Here is a 21,666-nt window from a genome sequence, read left to right on the forward strand (position 1 = left end):
CACGCGCGGCGGCCGGCCAGGACGTGATGTCCTGGCCGGCCGCGCGCGGAAGGACGGGTCTCCCCGCCACGAGTCCCCTACGGCGTCAGGGTCTGTCCCAGGTGCGCGTCCGTGGGCGTGCCCAGGGTGTCTGGGCCGTAGTAGACGCCGCCGCTCGTGTCGATGCCCGAGCTGCCGCTGTCGAGCTGGAGGATCGCGCCGTCGTAGGCGTTCTCGCCCTCCGCTCCGACGGCGAGGTCCGCGCGACCCCAGCCGGACAGGTCCTGCAGGACGACGGACGAGCCGAACTTGTCGTTCGGTTCCGTCCAGCCGGTGATGCCGGAGGTGTCCTGGTCGAACGCCAGGGCGCCGGACCCGGTCAGGCCCGAGGAGGCGCCCCTGAGCAGCAGAGCCGCACCGGCGTTCGACTGGTTGGCGCCGCCGCGGCTGATGTCCTCGTTGGGGGCGCCCGCGAGGACGTCCGCGTAGCCGTCGCCGTTGTAGTCGCCGGCCGAGACGGACCAGCCGAGCGCGTCGCCGTCCTCGGCCGCGCCCGGGACTCCGGCCGTGTCCTGGGTGACGGTCTTCATGCCGGTCGTGGTGAAGCCCGTCGACGTACCCGGGACGACGGTGACCTGGCCGCCCTTGTACGCGCCGGACTCCGCCGTATACGGCTGGCCGATGACGATGTCGTCGTAGCCGTTGCCGTTGACGTCGCCCGCGGCGATGGAACGGCCGCCCTTGACCGACAGGACGCTGACCTTGACGAGGCCGGCGGCGGTGCCCTTGAACCAGGTGACCCTGCCGATGCCGGACTGGTCGCGGTAGTCGAGGGCCACGTCCGCGTAGCCGTCACGGTTGAAGTCGCCGGTCGCGGCATCGGTGTAGGCGACGGACCCGGTGGCCGTGGTCAGCTTGCCGTACTGGGTGGCGCCGCCGGTCAGGCGGGCGTTCCAGGAACCGCCGTTGCCGGTTCCGGCCGAGAAGACGTCGGCCTTGCCATCGGCGTTGAAGTCGCCGACGGTGACGGCCGAGCCGAGCCTGGCGCCCGCGCGCGTCACACCCGTGGTGGCGTACGAGGTGCCCGTGTTCAGGCCCGGGCCGTAGAGAACCGTGATCGCGCCCCGGTCGGCGTTCCCGGACGTGTCGTCCTCACCCGGTGCGCCGATGGCCAGGTCGGCATACCCGTCGCCGTTGATGTCGCCCCAGGCGGTGGCGGCGCCGAACTGGTCGCCGGACTCCGAGGTGCCGGGCACGCCCGGGCTGGACTGGGTGAGCTTCAGCCTGGCGTCGGCGACCGGTCCGTCCGTGCCGCCCGGTACGACGACGACGTTGCCGACACTGCCCGACGCCTTCGGCACACCGGCGACGAGGTCGGTGACGCCGTCGCGGTTGAAGTCGGCGGTCGGGATCGCGGAGTTCCGGCCGGCGCTCGCGGCGAAGCGGCGGATCTCACCGAGCTTGGAGTACAGGTTCGTGCCGGGGCATTCGGTGGCGTACGCGTCGCGGTGGCCGGAGATGGTGTTGAGGGTGGCCGCCTGACCGTCGTTCCACACCCCGGTGTCACCCTTGGCGGTCAGCGTGACCTTGCCCAGCGGGTCACCGCCGTACTGGCCCAGCTTCCAGGCCGCGAGGCGGGCCACCGACTCCATGGCGGCCCTGCTCGGCTTGCCCGCCGGGACGCCGTTCGCCGGGTCGCCCTGGTAGTCACCGAGCACGGCGATGCCGGTGGAGTAGCTGTTGAAGCCGTACGTGTGCGCGCCCAGCACCGGCAGGTCGGCACCGCCCGCGCGGCCCTCGAAGATCTGGCCGCACTTGTCGACCAGGAAGTTGTAGCCGAGGTCGTTCCAGCCGTTTGCGTCGATGTGGTACGCCATGATGCCCCGCACGATCGAGGCGGACTGGGCGCAGCTGTAGCTGTTGGAGCCGACCGTGTGGTGCACGAACACGGCGCTGATCTTGTCGAGGTACTGGGGCGGGTCGTCGACCTTCGACTCGTCCGCGCCCCAGCCGGCCCTGCTGATGATCGGGGGCTCGGTCACCGTGGACGGCGGGGCCACCGGCTTGGGCTCGGTGGGCGAGGGGGAGGTGGAGTCGCTGGGCGAGGTGGAGTCGCTGGGCGGTGCGGGTTCCGTGGCCGTGTCGGTGGGCGTCGCGGTCGCCGGGTCGGTCGGTGTCGGTGTCGGTGTCGCCGTGGCCGTGTCGGTCGGTGTCGCGGTGTCCGCGGCCACGTACGCGGCCGGTTCGATCTCGGTGCCCACCGACGTGGTCTCGGCCGTCGTCACGACACCCGGGTCGACGAGGTCGACCTGGAGTCCCTTGGGCAGTACGGCACTGGTGGCCCCGTTCTTGCGGACGACCTGTACCTCGACGCCGTCGGAAGGGCCGACCCACAGGGGCTCCGACGCCCCGCGCATACCGGGCTCGACGGTCTCCGGCGGGTCCGTGTCGACCTCCAGGTCCTGCCAGCCGCTCCACTCGCCGGTCTCGCTGCTGCGGACGCGTACCCGCGCGGTCCCGTCGACCCGCTTCGTGGCTCCGGTCCACGAGACACCGAGCAGGGAGAACTGCTCGGTGCCGGTGCGCGCCAGTTCGCGCCTGCCGCCCGTGCCGTTCAGGGCGAGTTCGTGGACCTTCACCGGCCGCTTGGCCCTGGCGGTAGCGCCCGGGTCGTCGGAGGGGCCGGCGACGGCGTAGGTGACGACGCCCGCACCTCCCAGGAGCACGACGCCCAGGGTCAGCCAGGCTCTTCGCCTGACGCTCAGCGGTTGGTACGCGTGTGACGTACGGCGACTCAAGAGTCCCCCCATGTCGAAGCCACTTGGGGCACACCCGTCACATGGGTGACCCGACGTACCCAGCGCGCCGCTCCGCGCGAACATCACAGACGTGGATCCGCCCTGACGCAGTCTTTGCCCGGGCCAGAGGATTCCCTGGTCCGAACGCCCCGTACTGCCCGGCACACGAGCCGTCTCCGCCCCTCCAGCGGCGAGGCGGCCCGGGCTGTCGTGTCCAGAAGTCGTTGCGGGTGGGAGGGGCTCTCATGCGGATGTCGCGGAGTACGGCGGGGACGGTGTTCATGGTGGGCGCGCTGGGGCTGACGCTGTCCGCCCTCGCGTATCCGGCGATGCTCGGGGTGCGGACCACCAGCGGTTCGCCGTCGCGGATCATCGCCGACACGCGGTACGGGCCGCTGACCGAGGCCGACCGGGACTTCGTGGTGAAGGTGCGGGCGGCCGGGCTGTGGGAGTTCCCCTCCGGCGAGCTGGCCCTGCGGAAGGGCACCACGACCGCCGTACGGACCGCCGGGCAGCACCTGGTGAGCGGTCACGCGGCGCTCGACGCGACCTGCCGGAGGATCGCCCCCGAACTGGGGATCACGCTGCCCAACCAGCCGAGCCCGCAGCAGCGGGGCTTCGTGGCGACCCTGACCTCGGACAAGGGCGAGAAGTTCGACTCCGATCTCGCCAACATCCTGCGGGTCACCCACGGCACGATCTTCTCGACCATCGCGAAGATCCGCGCCACCACCGAGAACACGCTCGTCCGCCGGCTGGCCGACCAGGCCAACGACACCGTGCTCGACCACATCACGGTCATGGAGAAGACGGGGCTGGTGGACTTCGGCCAGGTCCTCTTCCAGGAGACGGCCCCGCCGAAGCTGCCCGCCGCCGACGTCACCCCGCCCGCTCCCCGGCCGGGGGAGCCGGTCGTGGCGCTCACCCCGCCGGGGAACGCGGCGACGACGCCTCCGGCACCGTGACCCGGCCCTCGTCCTGAGGGGTGCTTCGCCCCCGCCGCCCCTTCCCGTCCCATCCTGCCCCGCCCTGCCCCATCCTGTCCCTGAGGGCTGCGCCCCCAGACCCCCGCTGTCGGCCTGGCGGCCTCGTCCTCAGACGCCGGACGGGCTGGATTCAGCCCTTTCCCTCCGCGTGGATCAGCCACGTGAGGGTCAGCATCAGGTCCAGGCGGTGGGCCGGGTCGTGGCCGGTGTGGCCGGTGAGTTCGGTGATGCGGCGCAGGCGGTAGCGGACGGTCTGCTCGTGGATGTGGAGCCGCTCGCCGGTGAGGACCGCGTTGTCACCGCACTGAAGGTACGTCAGGAGGGTGACGAGGAGGGGCGTACGGCGGCGCGGCGGCAGGGCCAGCAGCGGGGCCAGCGTGTCCGTCGCCGTGGTGTCGATCAGGTCCTCGGCACACGCCCCCGCCAGCAGGGCCGTGTGGTCGGCGGCGCGGACGGGACGGTCGGCGTCCAGGATGCCGCGCTCGACGAGGGCGATCGTGTGCCGGGCCCACCTGAGGGACGTGGCCGTCCGCTCCGGCGGCACCGTGGGCCCGATCGCCGCCGGGCCGAGGCGGCGCAGCAGCGCGGGCAGCCAGTCGCGGCCCGCCGAGTCGGGGTCGGGGACGATCAGGTACGGCGCCGGCGCCTCCCAGTCGGCGAGGACGTCCGGCGGCAGGACGCGGCTGGGCGCACGCCCGCCGTTCTGCGCGGGGAGCGGGGAGCCCGCGGGCCGCAGAGCCACCACCGCGAGCGTCGCCGGCACCTTCCACTCGGCCGGCCTGGCCTGGTCCGCGATCGCCTCCGGCGCCGGAGCCGGCTCACGGACCAGCAGGTCGCGCAGCCGGGCACGACGGCGTTCCCGGTCGCTCGCCATGTGCCCCTGCTGCCGGGCGTGCCCCTGGGCACCGGCGTCGGCGGCCCTGGCCAGCAGCTCGAACAGATGGTCGGTGAGATGGGACAGCGTCTCCTTGGGCCAGCCGAAACGGTAGGCGTCCTTGATGAAACGGCGGCAGGCGACCTGGCTGCTCAGCCGCAGCGCCGTCTGGAGACGGTCGAGGCCCCGGCCCCGTCTGGCCGCCTCGGCGCCCAGGCGGAAGTACAGCGCGGCGAGTTCCCCGACGTCCGGCTCCTCCTGCGCGAGCGAGTCCACGAAGAACGCGACGGTCTCGTGGATGACCTCGTGGACGACCTGGGCGTAGTCACCGTCCAGCGGTCTGCCCGCTTGCAGGTTCTGCTGACGCACCTGACGTTCGATCTCGGCCACGGCGTCCGCGAGGTGCGGGCGGAGCATGGCCGACAGGGGCGTTCCGGCGACGGCGAGTGGTACCAACGGCGGGTCGGTGACAGTCACGTTTCCCCTCCGGGTTCCGGCGGGCTCCTCTATCCCGGGATGCTCCTCGCGTACCACCCGGCACGTCAACTCACTTACGTGACAAGGCGAGTTGCTTGGCTTGTCCACCGCGCGCCAAGACTGCTCAACCCGGTGCGCACCCTGTGGCGAACCGACAAGTCAGCCGCGCAACTCACCGCTTGCCCGTACAGCGCGGCGCACGGTCCCGCTCCCACCATTCCTCTCGGATCAGACCGGATTTCCCCCCACGGGACCCCCGTACGAGAGGACGACTCCCCATGAGCACAGCGCTGAGGAAGCGACTGGCACTGGTGGCCACAGGTGTCTCGCTGGCCGCCCTGCTGGGCGTCAACTCCGCGGCCCAGGCCAGCCCCACGCCGGCCGAGAGCCGGTACGGCGGTGCGCGCGCGGCCGTCGCCGTGCAACAGAGCCCGTACGAACGCGGGCCCGCGCCCACCGAGGCCAGTGTGACCGCCGCGCGCGGCCCCTTCGCGATCAGTCAGGTGACGGTGCCACAGGGCAGCGGGCCGGGCTTCAAGAACGGCACGATCTACTACCCGACGTCCACGGCCGAGGGCACGTTCGGCGCGGTCGCCGTCAGCCCCGGCTTCGTGTCGCCGCAGGCCGTGGTCCAGTGGCTCGGCCCGCGTCTGGCCTCGCAGGGGTTCGTGGTGTTCACGCTGGACACCTTCAGCGGACAGGACTTCCCCCAGGACCGCGCCAAACAGCTTCTGGCCGCGCTCGACTACCTCACGACGAGCAGTGCGGTGAAGAACCGGATCGACCCGAACCGCCTTGCTGTGATGGGCCATTCGATGGGTGGCGGGGCGAGCCTGTGGGCGTCCGCGAACAGGCCCTCGCTCAAGGCCGCCGTACCGCTGGCGCCGTGGGAGGTCGACACCAGCTGGGAGACGGCGGACAAGGTCCCCACGCTGATCATCGGTGGGCAGTCGGACGCGATCGCGCCCGTCTCCTCGATGTCCATCCCCTTCTTCACCGGCATCACGGCACCGGAGAAGGCCTACCTGGAGCTGAAGGACGGTGACCACTTCGCGCCCGTCGCCGAGGGCCCGGTCGTCGCCAAGTACGCGATCTCCTGGCTGAAGCGGTTCGTCGACCTCGACACCCGCTACGACCAGTTCCTGTGCCCGGCACCCGCGCCGAACGCCAACATCAGCCAGTACCGGGCGACCTGCCCCCACAGCTGAGCCGGCGCCGACGGGGGCTGGTACCGACGGAAGCTCACGCGGTGACCCCGCGTGGGCATCCGGCCCCTCGTTGCGGCAGTCTTTCCCCTCGTGGGGAGCGTTCCGTATCAGAGTGGCCCGCCGGTTGCGGGGACGCACATGATCGTGTGCGGCGACGACGGGCTGGCGCACCGGCTGGCGGCCGAGTTGCGGACCGTCTACGGCGAGCAGGTGACCCTGGTCGTGCCGGCCGCCGAGCGGGTGGCACGACGACCGGTGGTCGGACGAGCGCGGGCCTCGGCGCTGCTGGACCGGGTGTCGGACCGGGTGTCGGCGGCGGTCAACCGGGCCGCCGGGAACGGCGACCCGCCCCAGGCCCCCGGCTCCCCGGGCTCGACCGGCTCCTCGGGCTCGACCGGCTCCTCGGGCTCGGCCGGCTCCTCGGCGTCGTCGGGCTCCTCGGCGTCGTCGGGTTCGTCGGGCGCCTCGCGTTCCTCGGGCTCCTCACGTTCCTCCGGCTCCTCCGGCGGGGACGCCGGGCCCCCGACGCGGGTGCTGGAGTCCGCCGAGGCGACCGAGGCGGTGCTGTTCGAGGCCGGGGTGGAGCGGGCGGCCGCGCTCGCGCTCGTGTACGACGACGACGAGACCAACATCCGGGCCGCGCTCACGGCCCGGCGGTGCAACCCGCGTCTGCGGCTCGTCCTGCGGCTCTACAACCGGCGGTTGGGTCAGCACATCGAGGAACTCCTCGACCAAGCGGCGGCGTTGGCGACGTGGACCGGGCCGGACGGCGGGCCGGGCGGCGGCGCCGACGGCGATGCGGGCGCGGGGTTCGACGCGTCCACGACCGTCCTGTCCGACGCCGACACGGCCGCGCCCGCGCTGGCCGCCACCGCCGTCGCCGGCACCAGCAAGGTCGTGCAGACGGACGGGCTGATGCTGCGCGCGGTGGAAAGGCCACCCCTGCGGCCCGGACAGACGGCCGATCCCGGGCTGGCCACGCTCGCACTGCTGTCGCCCGCGGAACCGTCCGCCCAGGCCCCGTCCAGGGACCAGGAACCGCGGCTGCTGCCGGACGCATCGGAGGTGGCGGAGGCGAGCGGGTGCGGGACCATCGTGCTGGAGCAGGTGTCGTACTCCGGGCCGTCGCTGCCCGCGGGCCGTGGGATCGTCCCGCCGCTCGCCTCGCTGTTCTCTCGGCGGCTGCGGTGGTCGCTGGCGGGGCTGGTGGGGTGCGTGGTCGCTCTGGCCGTCGCGTTGTCGGTGGTGACCGGGGACCACGTGCTGTACGCGACCTACCTGACGCTGCTCGACCTGTTCGCCATCAACGACCCCGCCCTCCACCAGTCCATCGGGGTCCAGATCCTCCAACTCCTCTCCGGACTGGTCGGCCTGCTGCTGCTGCCGGTCCTGCTGGCCGCGGTCCTGGAAGCCCTGGGCACCTTCCGGACGGCCTCCGCCCTGCGCAAACCGCCGCGCGGCCTCGGCGGACACGTCGTGCTGCTGGGACTCGGCAAGATCGGCACGCGTGTCCTGACGCGGCTGCGGGAGCTGCACATCCCCGTGGTGTGCGTCGAGTCCGATCCCGAGGCGCGGGGCCTGGCGACGGCGCGGCGGCTCAGGGTGCCGGTGGTCCTCGGGGACGTCACGCAGGAGGGCGTCCTGGAGGCCGCCAAGATCCACCGGGCGCACGCGCTGCTGGCGGTGACGAGCGCCGACACGACGAACCTGGAGGCAGCGCTGTACGCGCGGTCCGTGCGGCCCGATCTGCGGGTCGTGCTGCGGCTGTACGACGACGACTTCGCGACGGCCGTGTACCGCACCCTCCGGGCCGCGCACCCGCACGCGTCCACGCGGAGCCGCAGCGTGTCCCATCTGGCCGCGCCCGCGTTCGCCGGGGCGATGATGGGGCGGCAGATCCTGGGGGCGATTCCCGTCGAGCGGCGTGTGCTGCTGTTCGCGGCCGTGGATGTGGGCGGGCATCCGCAACTGGAGGGCAGGACCGTGGGGCAGGCCTTCCGGGCGGGGGCCTGGCGGGTTCTGGCGCTCGACACGGGTGTCTCCGACGGGCGGCGGGAGGAGCCGGCGGCGGAGTCGGCGTACGAGGAGGCGCGGGCGTCCGGGCTGGTGTGGGATCTGCCCGACACGTATGTCCTGCGGGGCTCCGACCGGGTGGTGCTGGCGGCGACGCGGAGGGGGCTGGCGGAGTTGCTGGGGAGGCGGCGGGGTCGGGAGCGGGCGGGGGCGTAGGGCCGGGGTGGGGCGGGGAGGGTTTTCGCCCCCGCCGCCCCTACCCGTCCTGTCCCCAGGGGCTCCGCCCCTTCGACCCCGCCGGGGCTCCGCCCCGGACCCCGTTTCGGGGGCCGGCCCCCGGACCCCCGTTCCTCAAACGCCGGAGGGGCTGGACTGCGGCAGGTGCCTCTTCGCGAACTCCAGTTCCAGCCGTACCTGCTTGATGCGTTCGTCGACCACCAGCGATCCGTGTCCCGCCTCGTACCGGTACACCTCGTGCACCGCCCCCCGCTCCTCCAGCCGCCGGACGTAGTTGTCGATCTGGCGGATCGGGCAGCGGGGATCGTTCACGCCCGCCGAGATGTAGACCGGGGCCTTCACCTGGTCCACGTACGTCAGCGGTGACGACGCCTCGAACCGCTCCGGCACCTCCTCCGGGGTGCCGCCCAGCAGCGTGCGGTCCATGGCCTTCAGGGCCTCCATCTCGTCGTGGTAGGCCGTGACGTAGTCGGCGACCGGGACCGCGGCGATGCCCAGCGTCCACGCCTCCGGCTGCGTACCGAGGCCGAGCAGTGTGAGGTAGCCGCCCCAGGAGCCGCCCGTGAGGATCAGTCTGGCGGGGTCCGCGAAGCCGGAGGTGACCGCCCACTCCCGTACCGCCGCGATGTCCTCCAGCTCGATGAGGCCGACGCGGTGCTTCAGGGCGTCCGTCCAGGCGCGGCCGTAGCCGGTGGAGCCGCGGTAGTTGACCCGGATCACCGCGTACCCGTGGTCGAGCCACGCGGCCGGGCCCGCCGCGAAGGCGTCGCTGTCGTGCCAGGTCGGGCCGCCGTGGATGTCGAAGACGGTGGGGTAGGGGCCCTGCACCCCGGCGGGGCGCTGGACGAGTGCGTGGACGCGGCCGCCCGGCCCGTCCACCCACACGTCCTCCACCGGCAGCGAGCCCGGGCACTTCAGGCCCGGAGGGTCGAGGACCACCTTGCCCGACGTCGAGCGCACGACCGGCGGCTCGGCGGCCGACGACCACAGGTACTCCACGCTGCCGTCCGGGCGGGCCGTCGCCCCCGACACCGTGCCCCTGGGGGTCTCCACCCGCTCCAGGGCACGCGTCCCCAGTTCGTAGCGGTACAGCTCGCTGCGGGCCTCGAAGCTGTGCACCACCAGCAGCGCCGAACCGTCCGGGTACCACTCGGCGCTCAGGTCGCCCTCCAGGTGGGCCGCAAGGCCGAGGTCGGTCTCCTCGCCCGTCGCGACGTCCCACACCAGCGGCTCCCAGCGGCCGTTCCGCTGGTGGCCGACGAGCAGCCGCGTGTCCCCCTCGACCGGCGCGAAGCCCAGCACCTCCAGGCCCAGCTCGACCGTGCCGCCCTTGGTGTCGTCGAGCTCCGCGACCGTCGTACCGTCCGGCCGGAGCACGCGCAGTGCCGAGTGCATGGCATCGCCGTGCTCGGTGTGCTCGATCGCGATCAGCGAGCCGTCGTGCGAGAGGTCGCCGACGCCGGCCGACTCGCGGTGGCGGTAGATCACCACCGCGTCCGTGCCCGGCCGGGAGAGGTGGATCGTGGAGCCGTCCTCGTCGGTCGAGCGGCCGACGACCGCCGTGCGGCCGTCACGGCCGATGGCCAGCCCGGCCGGGTAGGAGGGCGCGAGGCCCGGTGCCGCCTCCTCGTCCGGCCCGCCGTGGAACGGCTGACGGCGCCACACGCCGAACTCGTCCCCGTCCTTGTCGTCGAACCACCAGATCCACTCGCCGTCCGGCGCGAGCACGCCGTCCGTCGTGCCGTTCGCCCGGTCGGTGACCTGGCGCTGCGTGTCCGTCTCGCGGTCCCACGCGTACAGCTCGTACGTCCCCGTGGCGTTGGAGACGAACAGCGAACGGTGGGGGGCGTCCTCCGCCCAGTCCGGCAGCGACACCCTGGGCGCGCGGAAGCGCTTCTCCCAGTCGGGCATCGACCGGGTCTGCTCCTGCGGGGTGGATCCGTTGGTCTCGGTCATGGCCCCATAGTGCCCGCCCCGCCCCGGCTTCCGCTGCCGAGGCCCCCAGCCTGTGGAAAACTTTTCGTCGGCGCAGGTCAGGGCCGATTGTGAGGGGGCGGGCGCCGCCCGGTGGGCCGATGCCGCACAGCGGCGACACCGACCCCGCGGCCCGCGGCCCCGTCCGCGCCCCGTACCGTTGACGGTGTGTACCGGTTCCTGCTGACGCCCCGATGGTGGGGGATCAACGTCTTCGTTGTGCTGGCCATCCCCTTCTGCCTGTTCATGGGGTCGTGGCAACTGGGGCGGTTCGAGGAACGCGTGGACAGCCACCGGTCGGCGGGCGAGCAGGCCGAGGCGGCGCAGCACGACGTGGCCCGGCCGCTGGACGAGCTGCTTCCGGTCGACAAGGAGACGTCGGGCAGGCAGACCACGGCGACGGGCCGGTACGGCAGGCAACTGCTGGTGCCGGACCGCGAGCTGGACGGCAGGCGCGGGTACTACGTGCTGACCCTGCTGCGCACCGGCGAGGGCAGGGCACTGCCCGTCGTACGGGGCTGGCTGCCCGGAGACGCGGATCCGGCCAAGGCTCCCGCCGCACCCAAGGGCGAGGTCACTGTCACCGGTGCTCTGCAGGCGTCCGAGACCCCGGGCTCGAACGGGGTGAGCGCGGCCGGCGGACTGCCGGAGGGCCAGACCGGGGCCATCAGCGCGGCCTCGCTGGTGAACCTCGTACCGTACGACGTGTACGACGCGTGGATCACCCTCAGCAAGGGCGACTCGGGCATGAAGGCCGTCCCCCCGGCCGCGCCGCAGGACACGGGCCTGGACCTGAAGGCGTTCCAGAACCTCGGCTACACCGGCGAGTGGTTCGTGTTCGCGGGCTTCGTGGTCTTCATGTGGTTCCGTCTGCTGCGCCGCGAGGTGGAGTTCGTCCGGGACGCGCAGCTGGGGCTCGTCGACGGCGAGGAGCCGGAGCGGGAAGGCGAGCGCACCCGGGAAACCGCCGCCTCCTAGGCGACCCGCCGGGCTCCCCCACCGCGACCGGCGACCGGCCCCGGTAACGGCCCCGTCGGCCGGCCCTCCAGCGACGCCGACCCGACGCGCTCCCGGCACCGGACCTCGCTCAGCACCAAGCCCCGCCCGGCACCGGACCCGCCGGCGCCGGACCCCGTCGTCCGCTCAGGCCCCCGACAGCAGGCCCGTGTAGTAGACCGTTCCCGCGCAGGCGTTGCTCACCGTGGCCGGGCTCGTCGCCGTGCCGGCCGCGGTCGTGTAGGACACCACGACGCTGCCGTCGGCGACACCGTCCTCGGTGACGAGCTGGGGTGACGTGCCGCTGCCGCCGCCGTCGGTGACGGTCCCGCCGGTGCCGGTGCTGTTCTCGGTGGGCGACGGATCGGGCGACGGGTCGGGGTCACTGCTGGTGGGACACGTCTCCGAGGGCACCCAGGCGAACTTCACGACGTACGCGCCACCCGGCGGCAGCAGCATCTGGGCGGCGGACAGGGACGGGTCGGGCAGCCCGGTGACCCCGTCGCCCGCCACGTGCTGCGCCACGAGAACCTTGGACGGGTCCGCCGCGCCCTGGGCGCTCGCGCCCACGCCGCCCGCGCCGGTGACCGTACAGCTGGTGCCGGAGACGTTGGCCACGCGGAAGCTGCCGTACACCGTGCCGCTGGAGTCGGGGGAGGCCACGCTCGCCGAGGAACCGCCGAGCTGGGCCGCCGTACAGGCCGGGGCGCCCTCGGCCGAGGCGGTGGCCGAGGGCCCGGTGGCGCCGCTGGTCGCGCCCTTGCCCTGGTCGCCCTTGTTCCTGCCGCTGCCCTTGCCGGTGTCCTTGGACGAACCGCCGGAGCCGCTCGACGAGTTGGAGCCGCTGCCCCGGTCCTTGTCCTGGGCCGCGCCGCCCTGCGCCTGCGAGGTGTTGCCCGCCATGGACGGGTCGGCGTCGGGGCCGGTGGCGTTCGAGACGTGGACGAGGGCCGGGATCGCCGTACCGACGAACAGCGCGGCGGCGGCCATGCCGACGACGGCCTGCCGCTTGCGGGCCCGGCGGGCAGGCACCGCGCGCCGCAGGTGCTCCAGGGTGCCGTCCCGCGGCTCGATCTCATGGACGGCCTGGTGCAGCATCCTGCGCAGCGCCAGTTCGTCCGAACCGAGCCCGTCGGAACCGTCCTCACCGCCCGGACCGTCCGGACCGGCGAGGCCACGCGGCGGGCCCGAGCCGGCCGCTGGGGCGCCCGCGCCGTGGGATCCGAAGACGAGTGCCTCCAGCCTCTGGCGGCCCGACCCCTGTTCGCCGCCCCCGTCCTCGGGACCCTGACCTTGTCCGTCGGGGCCGTGATTCACCGTTCCGTTCACAGCGTGCGATCCGTGCTCTTCGCGCTCTTCGTGCCCGGCGCGTTCTTCGTGTCGGGCCTGCTCTTCGTGCCTGTCCTGGGGCCCGCGCTCGTCGTGCCTGCTCATGCCGGTGCCTCCATGGCGACCCTGAGGGCCGCTATGCCGCGCGAGCCGTACGCCTTGACCGAACCCAGCGATATGCCGAGCGTCTCGGCGACCTGCGCCTCGGTCATGTCCGCGAAGTAGCGCAGTACCAGAACCTCGCGCTGGCGCCGCTGGAGTCCCTTCATCGCCTTGATCAGCGAGTCGCGCTCCAACTGGTCGTACGCGCCCTCCTCCGCGCTCGCCATGTCCGGCATGGGCTTGGACAGCAGCTTCAGGCCGAGGATGCGGCGGCGCAGGGCGGAGCGGGACAGGTTGACGACCGTCTGGCGCAGGTAGGCCAGCGTCTTCTCCGGGTCGCGCACCCGCTTGCGCGCGGAGTGCACGCGGATGAAGGCCTCCTGGACGACGTCCTCGCAGGACGCGGTGTCGTCGAGGAGGAGCGCCGCGAGACCGAGCAGCGACCGGTAGTGGGCGCGGTAGGTCTCGGTGAGATGGTCGACGGTCGTACCCGCCGCCGTGGTCTCCTCAGCGCCGTCGCGCTGGTTCGGTATGCGGGCGGGCCGCGCTGCGGGCATGGGGGCGATCACCGGCATGCCGCCGGGCGCGCCGGACATGCGGGGACGGCGGGGTGGACGAAGGGCGGTGCCCCTCGCCTGTACCGCGGTGAAGTCGAGTACCTCTGCCACGCTTGTTGGACCCGCGTCCCCCCGCCGGGGTTGTACGCGACGCGCGTCACTTTTGCGTCGGGCCGCGCCCCCGCCCACGCGTCCGGCCGCCTGCCCGACGATCTGTCCGACGGCGTACCGGACGACGTGTCACATGCCCACATGCGTACCAGCTCTTCCCCTGTGCCCGTATGTGAAGATTGTTCGCCCCCCCGAAGGGCGTTCGCAAAGACGCTCCCCGCCCTCCGCGCGGTTGCGGAGGACGGGGAGGGAAATCGTCGAACGTCTGAGCTTTTGAATCAAGTGGTCCGGACCATTCCCTTGGTCAGGTGAACACCACAGATTTTACGTTGGCGCTTCGCTGCTGGGTGGGTACGTCTCGTCTGCCGGGTTCCGTCCCTGGTTCTGTGCGGTCCCGCGCCCCTACGGGGCGCCGAGCTCCGCCGCCACCAGTTCCGCGATCTGGGCAGTGTTCAGGGCCGCGCCCTTGCGCAAGTTGTCGCCGCAGACGAAGAGTTCGAGGGCTGTGGGGTCGTCCAGGGCGCGGCGTACGCGGCCCACCCAGGTGGGGTCGGTGCCCACGGCGTCGGCGGGGGTGGGGAACTCGCCGGCGGCCGGGTCGTCGAAGAGGACGACGCCCGGGGCTGTGGCGAGGATCTCACGCGCCTTGTCGACGGTGACCTCGCCCTCGAAGCGGGCGTGGACGGTCAACGAGTGTGTCGTCACCACCGGCACCCGCACACACGTCACGGCGACCGGCAGCTCGGGGAGCCCGAGGATCTTGCGGGACTCGTCCCGTACCTTCATCTCCTCCGAGGACCAACCGTCCTCGCGCAGCGAACCGGCCCAGGGAACGACGTTCAGCGCGACCGGCTCCGGGAAGGGCCCGGTGTCGTCGCCCACGGCCCGCCGTACGTCACCGGGGTGCGTCCCCAGTTCCGTACCGGCGACCAGCGACAACTGCCGCCGCAGCGTCTCGACGCCCGCCCGCCCGGCGCCGCTGACCGCCTGGTACGAGGAGACGACCAGCTCGCGCAGGCCGAACTCGGCGTGCAGCGCGCCCAGCGCGACGATCATCGACAAAGTGGTGCAGTTCGGGTTCGCGATGATCCCGCGCGGCCGGCGGCGGACCGCGTGCGGATTGACCTCCGGCACCACCAGCGGCACCTCCGGGTCCATCCGGAAGGCGCCCGAGTTGTCCACGACGACCGCGCCCCTGGCCGCGGCGAGCGGCGCCCACTGGGCGGATACCTCGTCCGGCACGTCGAACATCGCGACGTCGACGCCGTCGAAGGCATCCTCCGTCAGGGCCACCACCTCGACCTCCTCGCCGCGCACGGCCAGCTTGCGGCCGGCGGAGCGCGGCGAGGCGATCAGGCGGATCTCACCCCAGATGTCCGCGTGCTGGGACAGGATCTGGAGCATGACCGTGCCGACGGCCCCGGTCGCTCCCACGACCGCGAGCGTCGGCCTGCCGGTGCGCCCGGAAGACCGAGCGGCACGCCCGGCATGGTCGGTCATCAGCGGCCGGTGCCTCCGTAGACGACGGCCTCGTCGCTGTCCGAGTCGAGTCCGAAGGCGCTGTGCACGGCGCGCACGGCCTCGGGGACGTCGTCGGCGCGGGTGACCACCGAGATGCGGATCTCGGAGGTCGAGATCAGCTCGATGTTCACGCCGGCGTCGGACAGCGCCTCGAAGAAGGTGGCCGTGACGCCCGGGTTGGTCTTCATGCCGGCGCCGACCAGGGAGATCTTGCCGATCTGGTCGTCGTAGCGCAGCGAGTCGAAGCCGATAGCGCTCTTCGCCTTCTCCAGGGCCTCGATCGCCTTGTGGCCGTCGGTCTTCGGCAGCGTGAAGGAGATGTCCGTGAGGCCCGTCGACGTGGCCGACACGTTCTGCACGACCATGTCGAGGTTGAGCTCGGCGTTGGCGACGGCGCGGAAGATCGCGGCGGCCTCGCCCGGCTTGTCCGGCACACCGACGACCGTGACCTTGGCCTCCGAGGTGTCGTGCGCGACCCCGGAGATGATGGCCTGCTCCACCTTCTGTTCCCCTTGCTGCTGCGTCTGTTGAACGAGTGGCTCACTGCTGACCCATGTGCCCCGCAGTCCGCTGAAGGACGAGCGGACGTGGATCGGGATGTTGTAGCGGCGGGCGTACTCCACGCAGCGGTGGAGCAGCACCTTGGAGCCGGACGCGGCCAGCTCCAGCATGTCCTCGAAGGAGATCCAGTCGATCTTCCGGGCCTTCTTGACGACCCGCGGGTCGGCGGTGAACACACCGTCGACGTCCGTGTAGATCTCGCAGACCTCGGCGTCGAGGGCCGCGGCCAGCGCGACGGCGGTCGTGTCCGAGCCACCGCGGCCGAGGGTCGTGATGTCCTTCTTGTCCTGACTGACGCCCTGGAACCCGGCGACGATCGCGATGTTGCCCTCGTCCAGCGCGGTCCGGATGCGGCCCGGCGTGACGTCGATGATCCGCGCTTTGTTGTGGACCGAGTCGGTGATGACGCCTGCCTGGCTGCCGGTGAAGGACTGGGCCTCGTGGCCCAGGTTTTTGATCGCCATGGCCAGCAGGGCCATGGAGATCCGCTCTCCGGCGGTCAGCAGCATGTCGAACTCACGCCCGGTCGGCATCGGAGATACCTGTTCGGCGAGATCGATCAGCTCGTCCGTCGTGTCGCCCATCGCGGAAACGACGACGACCACCTGGTGGCCGTTCTTCTTCGCTTCCACGATTCGCTTGGCGACGCGCTTGATGCCCTCGGCATCGGCTACGGAGGAGCCTCCGTACTTCTGCACGACAAGGCCCACGTGCGCTCCTCGCTCAGTCCGTCTCGGTCCGCACATACACAAGTACTGCGGTCGGCTCAGTCTATCGAGCGGCCGAACATCCCCTCCGGGGTATCGCATGGTGAGATGTCCCGCTCACGCCGTGACCACCCCGGATTTCTCTCCGGCGTCCGCCTCGCGTCCGCCGTTTTTCGCCCGGAGAGCTCCGGCCGCTCCGCACCGGTACCTGCCCAGGACCATGCGCGCCACTCGAAAAAGTGCCCCGAGTCACACCAGGGCCCCGGTAACGGATGAACCACAACTTTCAAGCACTAGTGTTCGTCGCGTGCGCGTACTTCTGGTGGAAGACGACGAGCCGGTCGCCCAGTCCCTCCGGCGCGGTCTGCTGAGATACGGCTTCGAGGTGGAGTGGGTGTCCACGGGCGCGGCGGCCCTGGCCCACGAGAGCCCCTACGACGTCGTACTCCTGGATCTCGGCCTGCCCGACACCGACGGCCTGGACGTCTGCAAGGCGCTCCGCGACCGCGGCGACGTCCCGATCATCGTGATCAGCGCCCGCAGCGACGAGACGGACCGGGTGGTCGGGCTGGAGCTGGGCGCGGACGACTACGTCTCCAAGCCGTTCGGCGTGCGTGAGGTCATCGCCCGCATACGGGCGGTCATGCGGCGCATGCAGCCACGCGCCTCCGAGGCCGCCCCCGCCGCGGGCCCCGACCGCTACGGGTCCCGCCTGACCGTCGACCGCAAGGCCGCGCGCGTCCACCTCGACGGGAAGGAGGTCGCCCTCGCGCCCAAGGAGTACGACCTGCTCGCCTTCCTCACCGAGGAGCCGGGCGCGCTGATGTCGCGCGAGCAGATCATGGAGGCGGTCTGGGACGCGAACTGGTTCGGGCCGACGAAGACGCTCGACGTGCACGTGGCCGCGCTGCGGCGGAAGCTGGCGGACGCGATCACCATCGAGGCGGTGCGGGGTGTGGGCTTCCGGCTGATCGTGAACGACAGCGAAGGAGAAGCCGGCTCCCCCGGCCAGGGTGACGGCAGCGCGTCATGATCCGCCAGCTCATCCGCAGTTACGTCCTGCTCGTCGCCGTCGCCATCGCCCTGTTCACCGTGCCGGTGGCCTTCACGCTCACCGACCAGTTGCGGGGCGACACCGGGGCCTCGGTCGCACGCGAGGCGACCACCATGGCGCGGCTGCTGGGCGCGGGGAACGCGGACGCGTGCCGGGCGCTGCGGGAGATGGCCGCCGCCTTCCAGGGCGCGGTCCAGGTGACCCCCACCGACGCCTGCGCGCCGGACCTGCCGCGCCCCGCCGGGGACGCCGCCCTGACCAGGGCCCTGGAGAAGGGCGACACGACGACCGACTGGGGCTCGCGTTTCATCTGGGGCAGCAACCTGGTGGTCACCGTTCCCGCGCACGAGGGGGCGGCGAAGGCGGACCGGAAGGGGAACGAGGACGAGGGACCGGTCGTCGGAGCCGTACGGATCGTGTACTCGACCCAGGAGATGACCAGCCGGCTGTGGCTGATCTGGGGTTTCCGTGCGGTCCTCGCCGTGATCGTTCTGGCCGTGGCCGCCGTGATCGGCGCCGCGGTGGCCCGCCGGCTTACCAGGCCGTTGCGGCAGCTCAACGACATGGCCAGCAAGTTCAGCGACGGTGACCTGACGGCCCGTTCCCCCGTCACGGGCCCCCAGGAGACACAGACCCTGGCGCGCACGCTCAACCAGGGCGCGGAGCGCCTCGACACCCTGATCGCGGCACAGCGGATCTTCGTCGCGGACGCCTCCCACCAGCTCCGCACCCCCCTCACGGCGCTGCGGCTCTCCCTGGACAACATCGCGGACGGCGTCGACGACGAGTACGTCAAGGAGGACGTCGAGCAGGCGACGGCCGAGGTCGTCCGCATGAGCCGGCTGGTCAACGACCTGCTGGTGCTGGCGCGGGCGGAGGCCAAGGTGACGGCGGTGGAGCCGCTCCCCCTGCGGGACGTGATCGAGGAACGGCTCGCGGTGTGGAGGCCGGCCGCCGACGAGCGCGGAGTCACCGTCACGCTCAGGGGGAGTGCCGACGGCCGGCTGCTGGTGCTGGCCAGCCCCGGTCACCTCGACCAGGTCCTGGACAACGTGCTGTCGAACGCCCTGGAGGTCTCACCCGACGGCGGGACGATCACCGTCGAGGTGGAGGCCCGGGGCGACGAGGTGGTGCTGTCGGTACTGGACGAGGGCCCCGGCATGTCGGACGCCGAGAAGTCCCGCGCCTTCGACCGCTTCTGGCGCGGTCAGGGCCTCACCGGGCGCTCCGGCTCGGGCCTCGGCCTCGCCGTCGTCAGACAACTGGTCTCCGACGACGGCGGAACCGTCGCGCTGCGCGACGCGCCCGGCGGCGGACTGTGCGTGACGCTCACCCTGCGGGGGGCGCCGCGGGGCGGGGGCTGAGGCGGTACCGGGGGGGATGGCGCCCCGCACTCAGCCCGCGGCCCCGGGCCTTGGGCGGGTGGCTGCTGATCAGCCCTCGGATCACCCCTCGGGCATCTTCGAGGAGTGGTGGTTGACGATGAGCCACTTGCCGTCCCGCTTCTCGTACTCGTACGTGTAGCGGGCCTTGACCACGTTCTTCTCACCGGACTCGGGGTCGGTGAGCGTGAACTCGTACACGCCGGTGTCGATGGCGGAGTTGCCGTCGAGGACGTTGACGTGCGTCTCGATCTTCTTGCCGAACGGCTTGTTGGCGAGGAAGTGCTCGAAGTAGTCGACGATGGCGGCGCGGTCGCTGCGGACCTTGTTGGACACGGTGGGCAGGAGGACCGCGTCCTTCGCGTACAGGTCCGCGACCTTGGCCGGGTCGCCGGTCTGCAGGGCCGCGTTCCAGTTGTCGAAGAAGGTCGTGACCTGCTTCTTGGAGGGTCTGACGTGGCCGCCCTTGTCCTGGCCGGCCGCACTGACGCCGACGGTCACCGTGGTGGCGGTGGCGACGGCAGCAGCGGTGACGAGGGCGGCGCGTATGCGGGTCTTACGGGTCATCGCGAACTCCAGTGCGGTGTCTGGTGGGGTCGCTCCCTCCGCGTTCTGTGTTGCTCTGCGGTGGAAGTGACTCCAGATTCGCGTGACGACGGTTAGGGCCCGTGCAGCGGACGTACAGGGGGCGTCCAGGGCGCTCCCAATTCACGTACGGTGACGGTCATGTCACTCGGTTCCGGGTGCCGTTGACGCCGCCCGAGGATCCTCAGTCCACCAGCTCCTTGAGGGGCTCGGTGTCCAGGGTGATGTTCACGGGGGCGGGGAGCTTCACGACGGCTCCGAAGGGGAGTTTCTCCTCGTGCCAGTAGCGGCCGTCCTCCGGCTGGTTGAACACGACGACCGAGCGGTCGTCGCGGTCGATGAGGAGGTACAGGGGAATGCCGGCGGCCGCGTAGCCGTCGGGCTTCTCGATACGGTCGCGCTGGTTCGTATCAGAGTTGTACGACGTGATCTCCACTGCCATCAGGGCACCGTCGGCTTCGGACCACTCGGCCTCGCCCTTGACGTCACCCACCGGGACGAGCACCCCAGCAGCGCGGGCGCGCCCCTTGCGGTAACGCTCCGTCTTCAGGCCGCTCTCCGCATGCAGCCACAGGTCGGGGCGATGCCGCATGCACACGCGTTGCAGCCACGCGATCACCTCGCGGTGGTTGCCGTCCGCCATGGGCTTGACCACGACCTTTCCGTTGATGAACTCCAGCCACACGCTTTCCGGGGCGTGGCGTTCCAGCTCCTCGAACTCCTCGACGGACATCTGGGGCCGGTTCTCGGTCCTGGGGGTCATGGCGTCGCCTCCTCGGCTCCATGGTGCCCTGACCGGCGCGTTCTGCATGCTCATACGTCACTCCTACCTGGCGTCTCGTCGTCCCGAGGTTCACGCTGACCGTCGTCGGCGGGTCCCATGAGCCAGTCGATCCGCGAGTCGGCCTCGGACCAACGCAATGCACCGGCCCGAATGGATCCCGGCCGCAGGGCATCAACTCCGCGTGGCCGGCGTGTACTTCGACGCCGTACGGATCGAGGGCGTACGAGGGGAGCTGGTCGCCGCCCAGCTCATGGAGGCGGCGGACGGGGACGCGGGGCCGGTCGTGTGCGAGGCCATCGGGTTCCGGTGGATGTACTTCCTGCTCACTCCGGACGAGGTGCGCAGACACGACTGGCCCCTCGGCGTCCAGCGGTTCGGCGGCCGAGGCGTGCGTACCGTCACGTACATCGGGATTCCGGCGCTGGACGGGAACACGTGGCCGCTGCGGTGGTACAGCGAGCCGACTCCGACGGCGCCGTACGTCGATCCGGTGGCACTGCTCGGAGTCACCGGGGATTGATCACGCCCACTCCTGGATCACCTGGCGGGCAAGGTTTCCAGGCGGGCAGGGGTCGCCCGCGCAGCCGGCGGTTCGGGCCGCGTCAGTCAGCTGTCGGTTGGGCGCGGAACGGCGGTGAGCGTGAGGCTGCCAGGCAGCGCGGCGACCGCCTCGCGGAAGCGCGCGGAGAGTTCCTGTGCGGCCGGCGCCCGGGGCGCGGTCGGTTCGTCGGTGTTCGCGGGCGGGGCTGCCCAGGCGATGAGGGCGTAACGGAACGCGGCGACGAGCATGTCGGCGGCCAGCCGGGGGCGGGGGTCGCCGGGGTCGCCGAGGTCGAGTGTGCGGTGCAGGATCTCCAGCGCCGAGTGGGTGGTGCGTTCGCAGAAGTGCAGGCCGTGCGCCTCCATCGACGGAGTCCGCTCGGCCAGGCGGAGGCTGAGCACGGTCCGGTGTGCCCAGTCCTCGTCCGCCACGCGATCCAGAGCGGCGAGGAGGGCGTCCTGAGCCAGTTCCAGCAGTGGACGGCCGTCGGGCCGGCTGGTCTGCAGCTCCTCCAGGAAAGCAGCCCAGAGGTCTTGGAGGGGGGCCATCGCGACGTCTTCCTTGCTGGTGAAGTTCCGGAAGAAGGTGCGCTTGGACACCTCGACCTCGTCGCAGAGCTCGTCCAGCGTGACCCCGCTGAATCCCCGCCGGGTGAACAGCTCCAGCGCGGCGTCGATCAGCGCCTGACGAGTGCGGCGCTTCTTGCGTTCCCGCAGCGGCGGGCCGACGGGCGCCCGTTTCGAAGCCCCCTCCCGTCGGGGAGCGGCAGGTGGCGAGGGGTGAGGGCCGGCGGTCACGGGTTGAGTGTAGCGCGGCGGCAAACGCCACTTGCACGCGTATGCCACTGAGTGGCATAACTGCTCGTGTCACTCCCCACCGAAGAGGCGAAC

17 protein-coding genes are annotated in these 21,666 nt (G+C 71.8%); 7 read left to right on the forward strand and 10 right to left on the reverse strand.

Annotation, left to right across the window (positions count from 1 at the left end):
- Positions 1 to 77: 77 nt before the first annotated feature.
- Positions 78 to 2,789 (reverse strand): FG-GAP-like repeat-containing protein, encoded by a 2,712-nt coding sequence (locus tag ACZ49J_RS39595; RefSeq protein ID WP_467455954.1) that lies wholly within the window; start codon positions 2,787 to 2,789, stop codon positions 78 to 80.
- 233 nt (positions 2,790 to 3,022) lie between these two features.
- Between ACZ49J_RS39595 and ACZ49J_RS39600 the strand changes: the two genes are divergently transcribed.
- Positions 3,023 to 3,742 (forward strand): DUF4142 domain-containing protein, encoded by a 720-nt coding sequence (locus ACZ49J_RS39600; RefSeq protein ID WP_467455952.1) that lies wholly within the window; start codon positions 3,023 to 3,025, stop codon positions 3,740 to 3,742.
- Between the two features lie 151 nt (positions 3,743 to 3,893).
- Here the strand turns inward: ACZ49J_RS39600 and ACZ49J_RS39605 are convergent, their stop codons facing one another.
- A complete protein-coding gene (locus ACZ49J_RS39605) occupies positions 3,894 to 5,114 on the reverse strand; it encodes a PucR family transcriptional regulator (RefSeq protein ID WP_467455951.1) in 1,221 nt (406 codons plus the stop codon).
- Positions 5,115 to 5,392: 278 nt separating this feature from the next.
- Here ACZ49J_RS39605 and ACZ49J_RS39610 point away from each other — a divergent pair, with 278 nt between their 5' ends.
- Positions 5,393 to 6,322 carry an alpha/beta hydrolase family protein gene (locus ACZ49J_RS39610; RefSeq protein WP_467455950.1) on the forward strand — a complete coding sequence of 310 codons (930 nt, stop codon included), beginning with the start codon at positions 5,393 to 5,395 and terminating at the stop codon, positions 6,320 to 6,322.
- A 138-nt stretch (positions 6,323 to 6,460) separates the two neighbouring features.
- Positions 6,461 to 8,551 (forward strand): NAD-binding protein, encoded by a 2,091-nt coding sequence (locus tag ACZ49J_RS39615; protein WP_467455949.1) that lies wholly within the window; start codon positions 6,461 to 6,463, stop codon positions 8,549 to 8,551.
- A gap of 135 nt (positions 8,552 to 8,686) precedes the next feature.
- Here the strand turns inward: ACZ49J_RS39615 and ACZ49J_RS39620 are convergent, their stop codons facing one another.
- The gene (locus ACZ49J_RS39620) at positions 8,687 to 10,528 is read right to left on the reverse strand and encodes a S9 family peptidase (protein ID WP_467455948.1); all 1,842 of its coding nucleotides are present in this window, start codon (positions 10,526 to 10,528) and stop codon (positions 8,687 to 8,689) included.
- A 186-nt stretch (positions 10,529 to 10,714) separates the two neighbouring features.
- On the opposite strand from ACZ49J_RS39620, the gene ACZ49J_RS39625 reads away from it, so the two are divergent.
- The gene (locus ACZ49J_RS39625; protein ID WP_467455946.1) at positions 10,715 to 11,524 is read left to right on the forward strand and encodes an SURF1 family protein; all 810 of its coding nucleotides are present in this window, start codon (positions 10,715 to 10,717) and stop codon (positions 11,522 to 11,524) included.
- 165 nt (positions 11,525 to 11,689) lie between these two features.
- On the opposite strand, the gene ACZ49J_RS39630 is transcribed toward ACZ49J_RS39625, so the two are convergent.
- From ACZ49J_RS39630 to ACZ49J_RS39645, 4 genes are all read right to left on the reverse strand, one after another.
- Positions 11,690 to 12,976 carry a hypothetical protein gene (locus ACZ49J_RS39630; protein WP_467455945.1) on the reverse strand — a complete coding sequence of 429 codons (1,287 nt, stop codon included), beginning with the start codon at positions 12,974 to 12,976 and terminating at the stop codon, positions 11,690 to 11,692.
- The gene (locus ACZ49J_RS39635; RefSeq protein WP_467455943.1) at positions 12,973 to 13,569 is read right to left on the reverse strand and encodes a SigE family RNA polymerase sigma factor; all 597 of its coding nucleotides are present in this window, start codon (positions 13,567 to 13,569) and stop codon (positions 12,973 to 12,975) included. The genes ACZ49J_RS39630 and ACZ49J_RS39635 overlap by 4 nt, the downstream gene beginning before the upstream one ends.
- 474 nt (positions 13,570 to 14,043) lie before the next feature.
- Positions 14,044 to 15,141, reverse strand: coding sequence for an aspartate-semialdehyde dehydrogenase (locus ACZ49J_RS39640; RefSeq protein WP_467455942.1), 1,098 nt, complete (start codon positions 15,139 to 15,141; stop codon positions 14,044 to 14,046).
- Positions 15,141 to 16,433: an aspartate kinase gene (locus ACZ49J_RS39645; protein WP_467455940.1), complete on the reverse strand. Its 1,293-nt coding sequence runs from the start codon at positions 16,431 to 16,433 to the stop codon at positions 15,141 to 15,143. Before ACZ49J_RS39645 ends, ACZ49J_RS39640 begins: the two co-directional genes overlap by 1 nt.
- A 304-nt stretch (positions 16,434 to 16,737) precedes the next feature.
- Between ACZ49J_RS39645 and ACZ49J_RS39650 the strand changes: the two genes are divergently transcribed.
- Together ACZ49J_RS39650 and ACZ49J_RS39655 are read left to right on the forward strand one after the other, a co-directional pair.
- The gene (locus ACZ49J_RS39650; protein WP_467455938.1) at positions 16,738 to 17,463 is read left to right on the forward strand and encodes a response regulator transcription factor; all 726 of its coding nucleotides are present in this window, start codon (positions 16,738 to 16,740) and stop codon (positions 17,461 to 17,463) included.
- Positions 17,460 to 18,848 carry a HAMP domain-containing sensor histidine kinase gene (locus ACZ49J_RS39655; protein ID WP_467455937.1) on the forward strand — a complete coding sequence of 463 codons (1,389 nt, stop codon included), beginning with the start codon at positions 17,460 to 17,462 and terminating at the stop codon, positions 18,846 to 18,848. The genes ACZ49J_RS39650 and ACZ49J_RS39655 overlap by 4 nt, the downstream gene beginning before the upstream one ends.
- An 81-nt stretch (positions 18,849 to 18,929) precedes the next feature.
- Here ACZ49J_RS39655 and ACZ49J_RS39660 read toward each other — a convergent pair whose 3' ends face one another.
- Together ACZ49J_RS39660 and ACZ49J_RS39665 are read right to left on the reverse strand one after the other, a co-directional pair.
- Entirely contained in the window at positions 18,930 to 19,433 is a 504-nt protein-coding gene (locus tag ACZ49J_RS39660; protein ID WP_467455935.1) for an SgcJ/EcaC family oxidoreductase, read from the reverse strand.
- A 202-nt stretch (positions 19,434 to 19,635) separates the two neighbouring features.
- The gene (locus ACZ49J_RS39665) at positions 19,636 to 20,214 is read right to left on the reverse strand and encodes a Uma2 family endonuclease (protein ID WP_467455934.1); all 579 of its coding nucleotides are present in this window, start codon (positions 20,212 to 20,214) and stop codon (positions 19,636 to 19,638) included.
- Between the two features lie 157 nt (positions 20,215 to 20,371).
- Here ACZ49J_RS39665 and ACZ49J_RS39670 point away from each other — a divergent pair, with 157 nt between their 5' ends.
- A complete protein-coding gene (locus ACZ49J_RS39670) occupies positions 20,372 to 20,755 on the forward strand; it encodes a hypothetical protein (protein ID WP_467455933.1) in 384 nt (127 codons plus the stop codon).
- Positions 20,756 to 20,841: 86 nt separating this feature from the next.
- Here ACZ49J_RS39670 and ACZ49J_RS39675 read toward each other — a convergent pair whose 3' ends face one another.
- Positions 20,842 to 21,573 carry a TetR/AcrR family transcriptional regulator gene (locus ACZ49J_RS39675; protein WP_467455931.1) on the reverse strand — a complete coding sequence of 244 codons (732 nt, stop codon included), beginning with the start codon at positions 21,571 to 21,573 and terminating at the stop codon, positions 20,842 to 20,844.
- Positions 21,574 to 21,666 lie beyond the last annotated feature (93 nt).

The organism is Streptomyces sp. NPDC030840 (assembly GCF_055572015.1).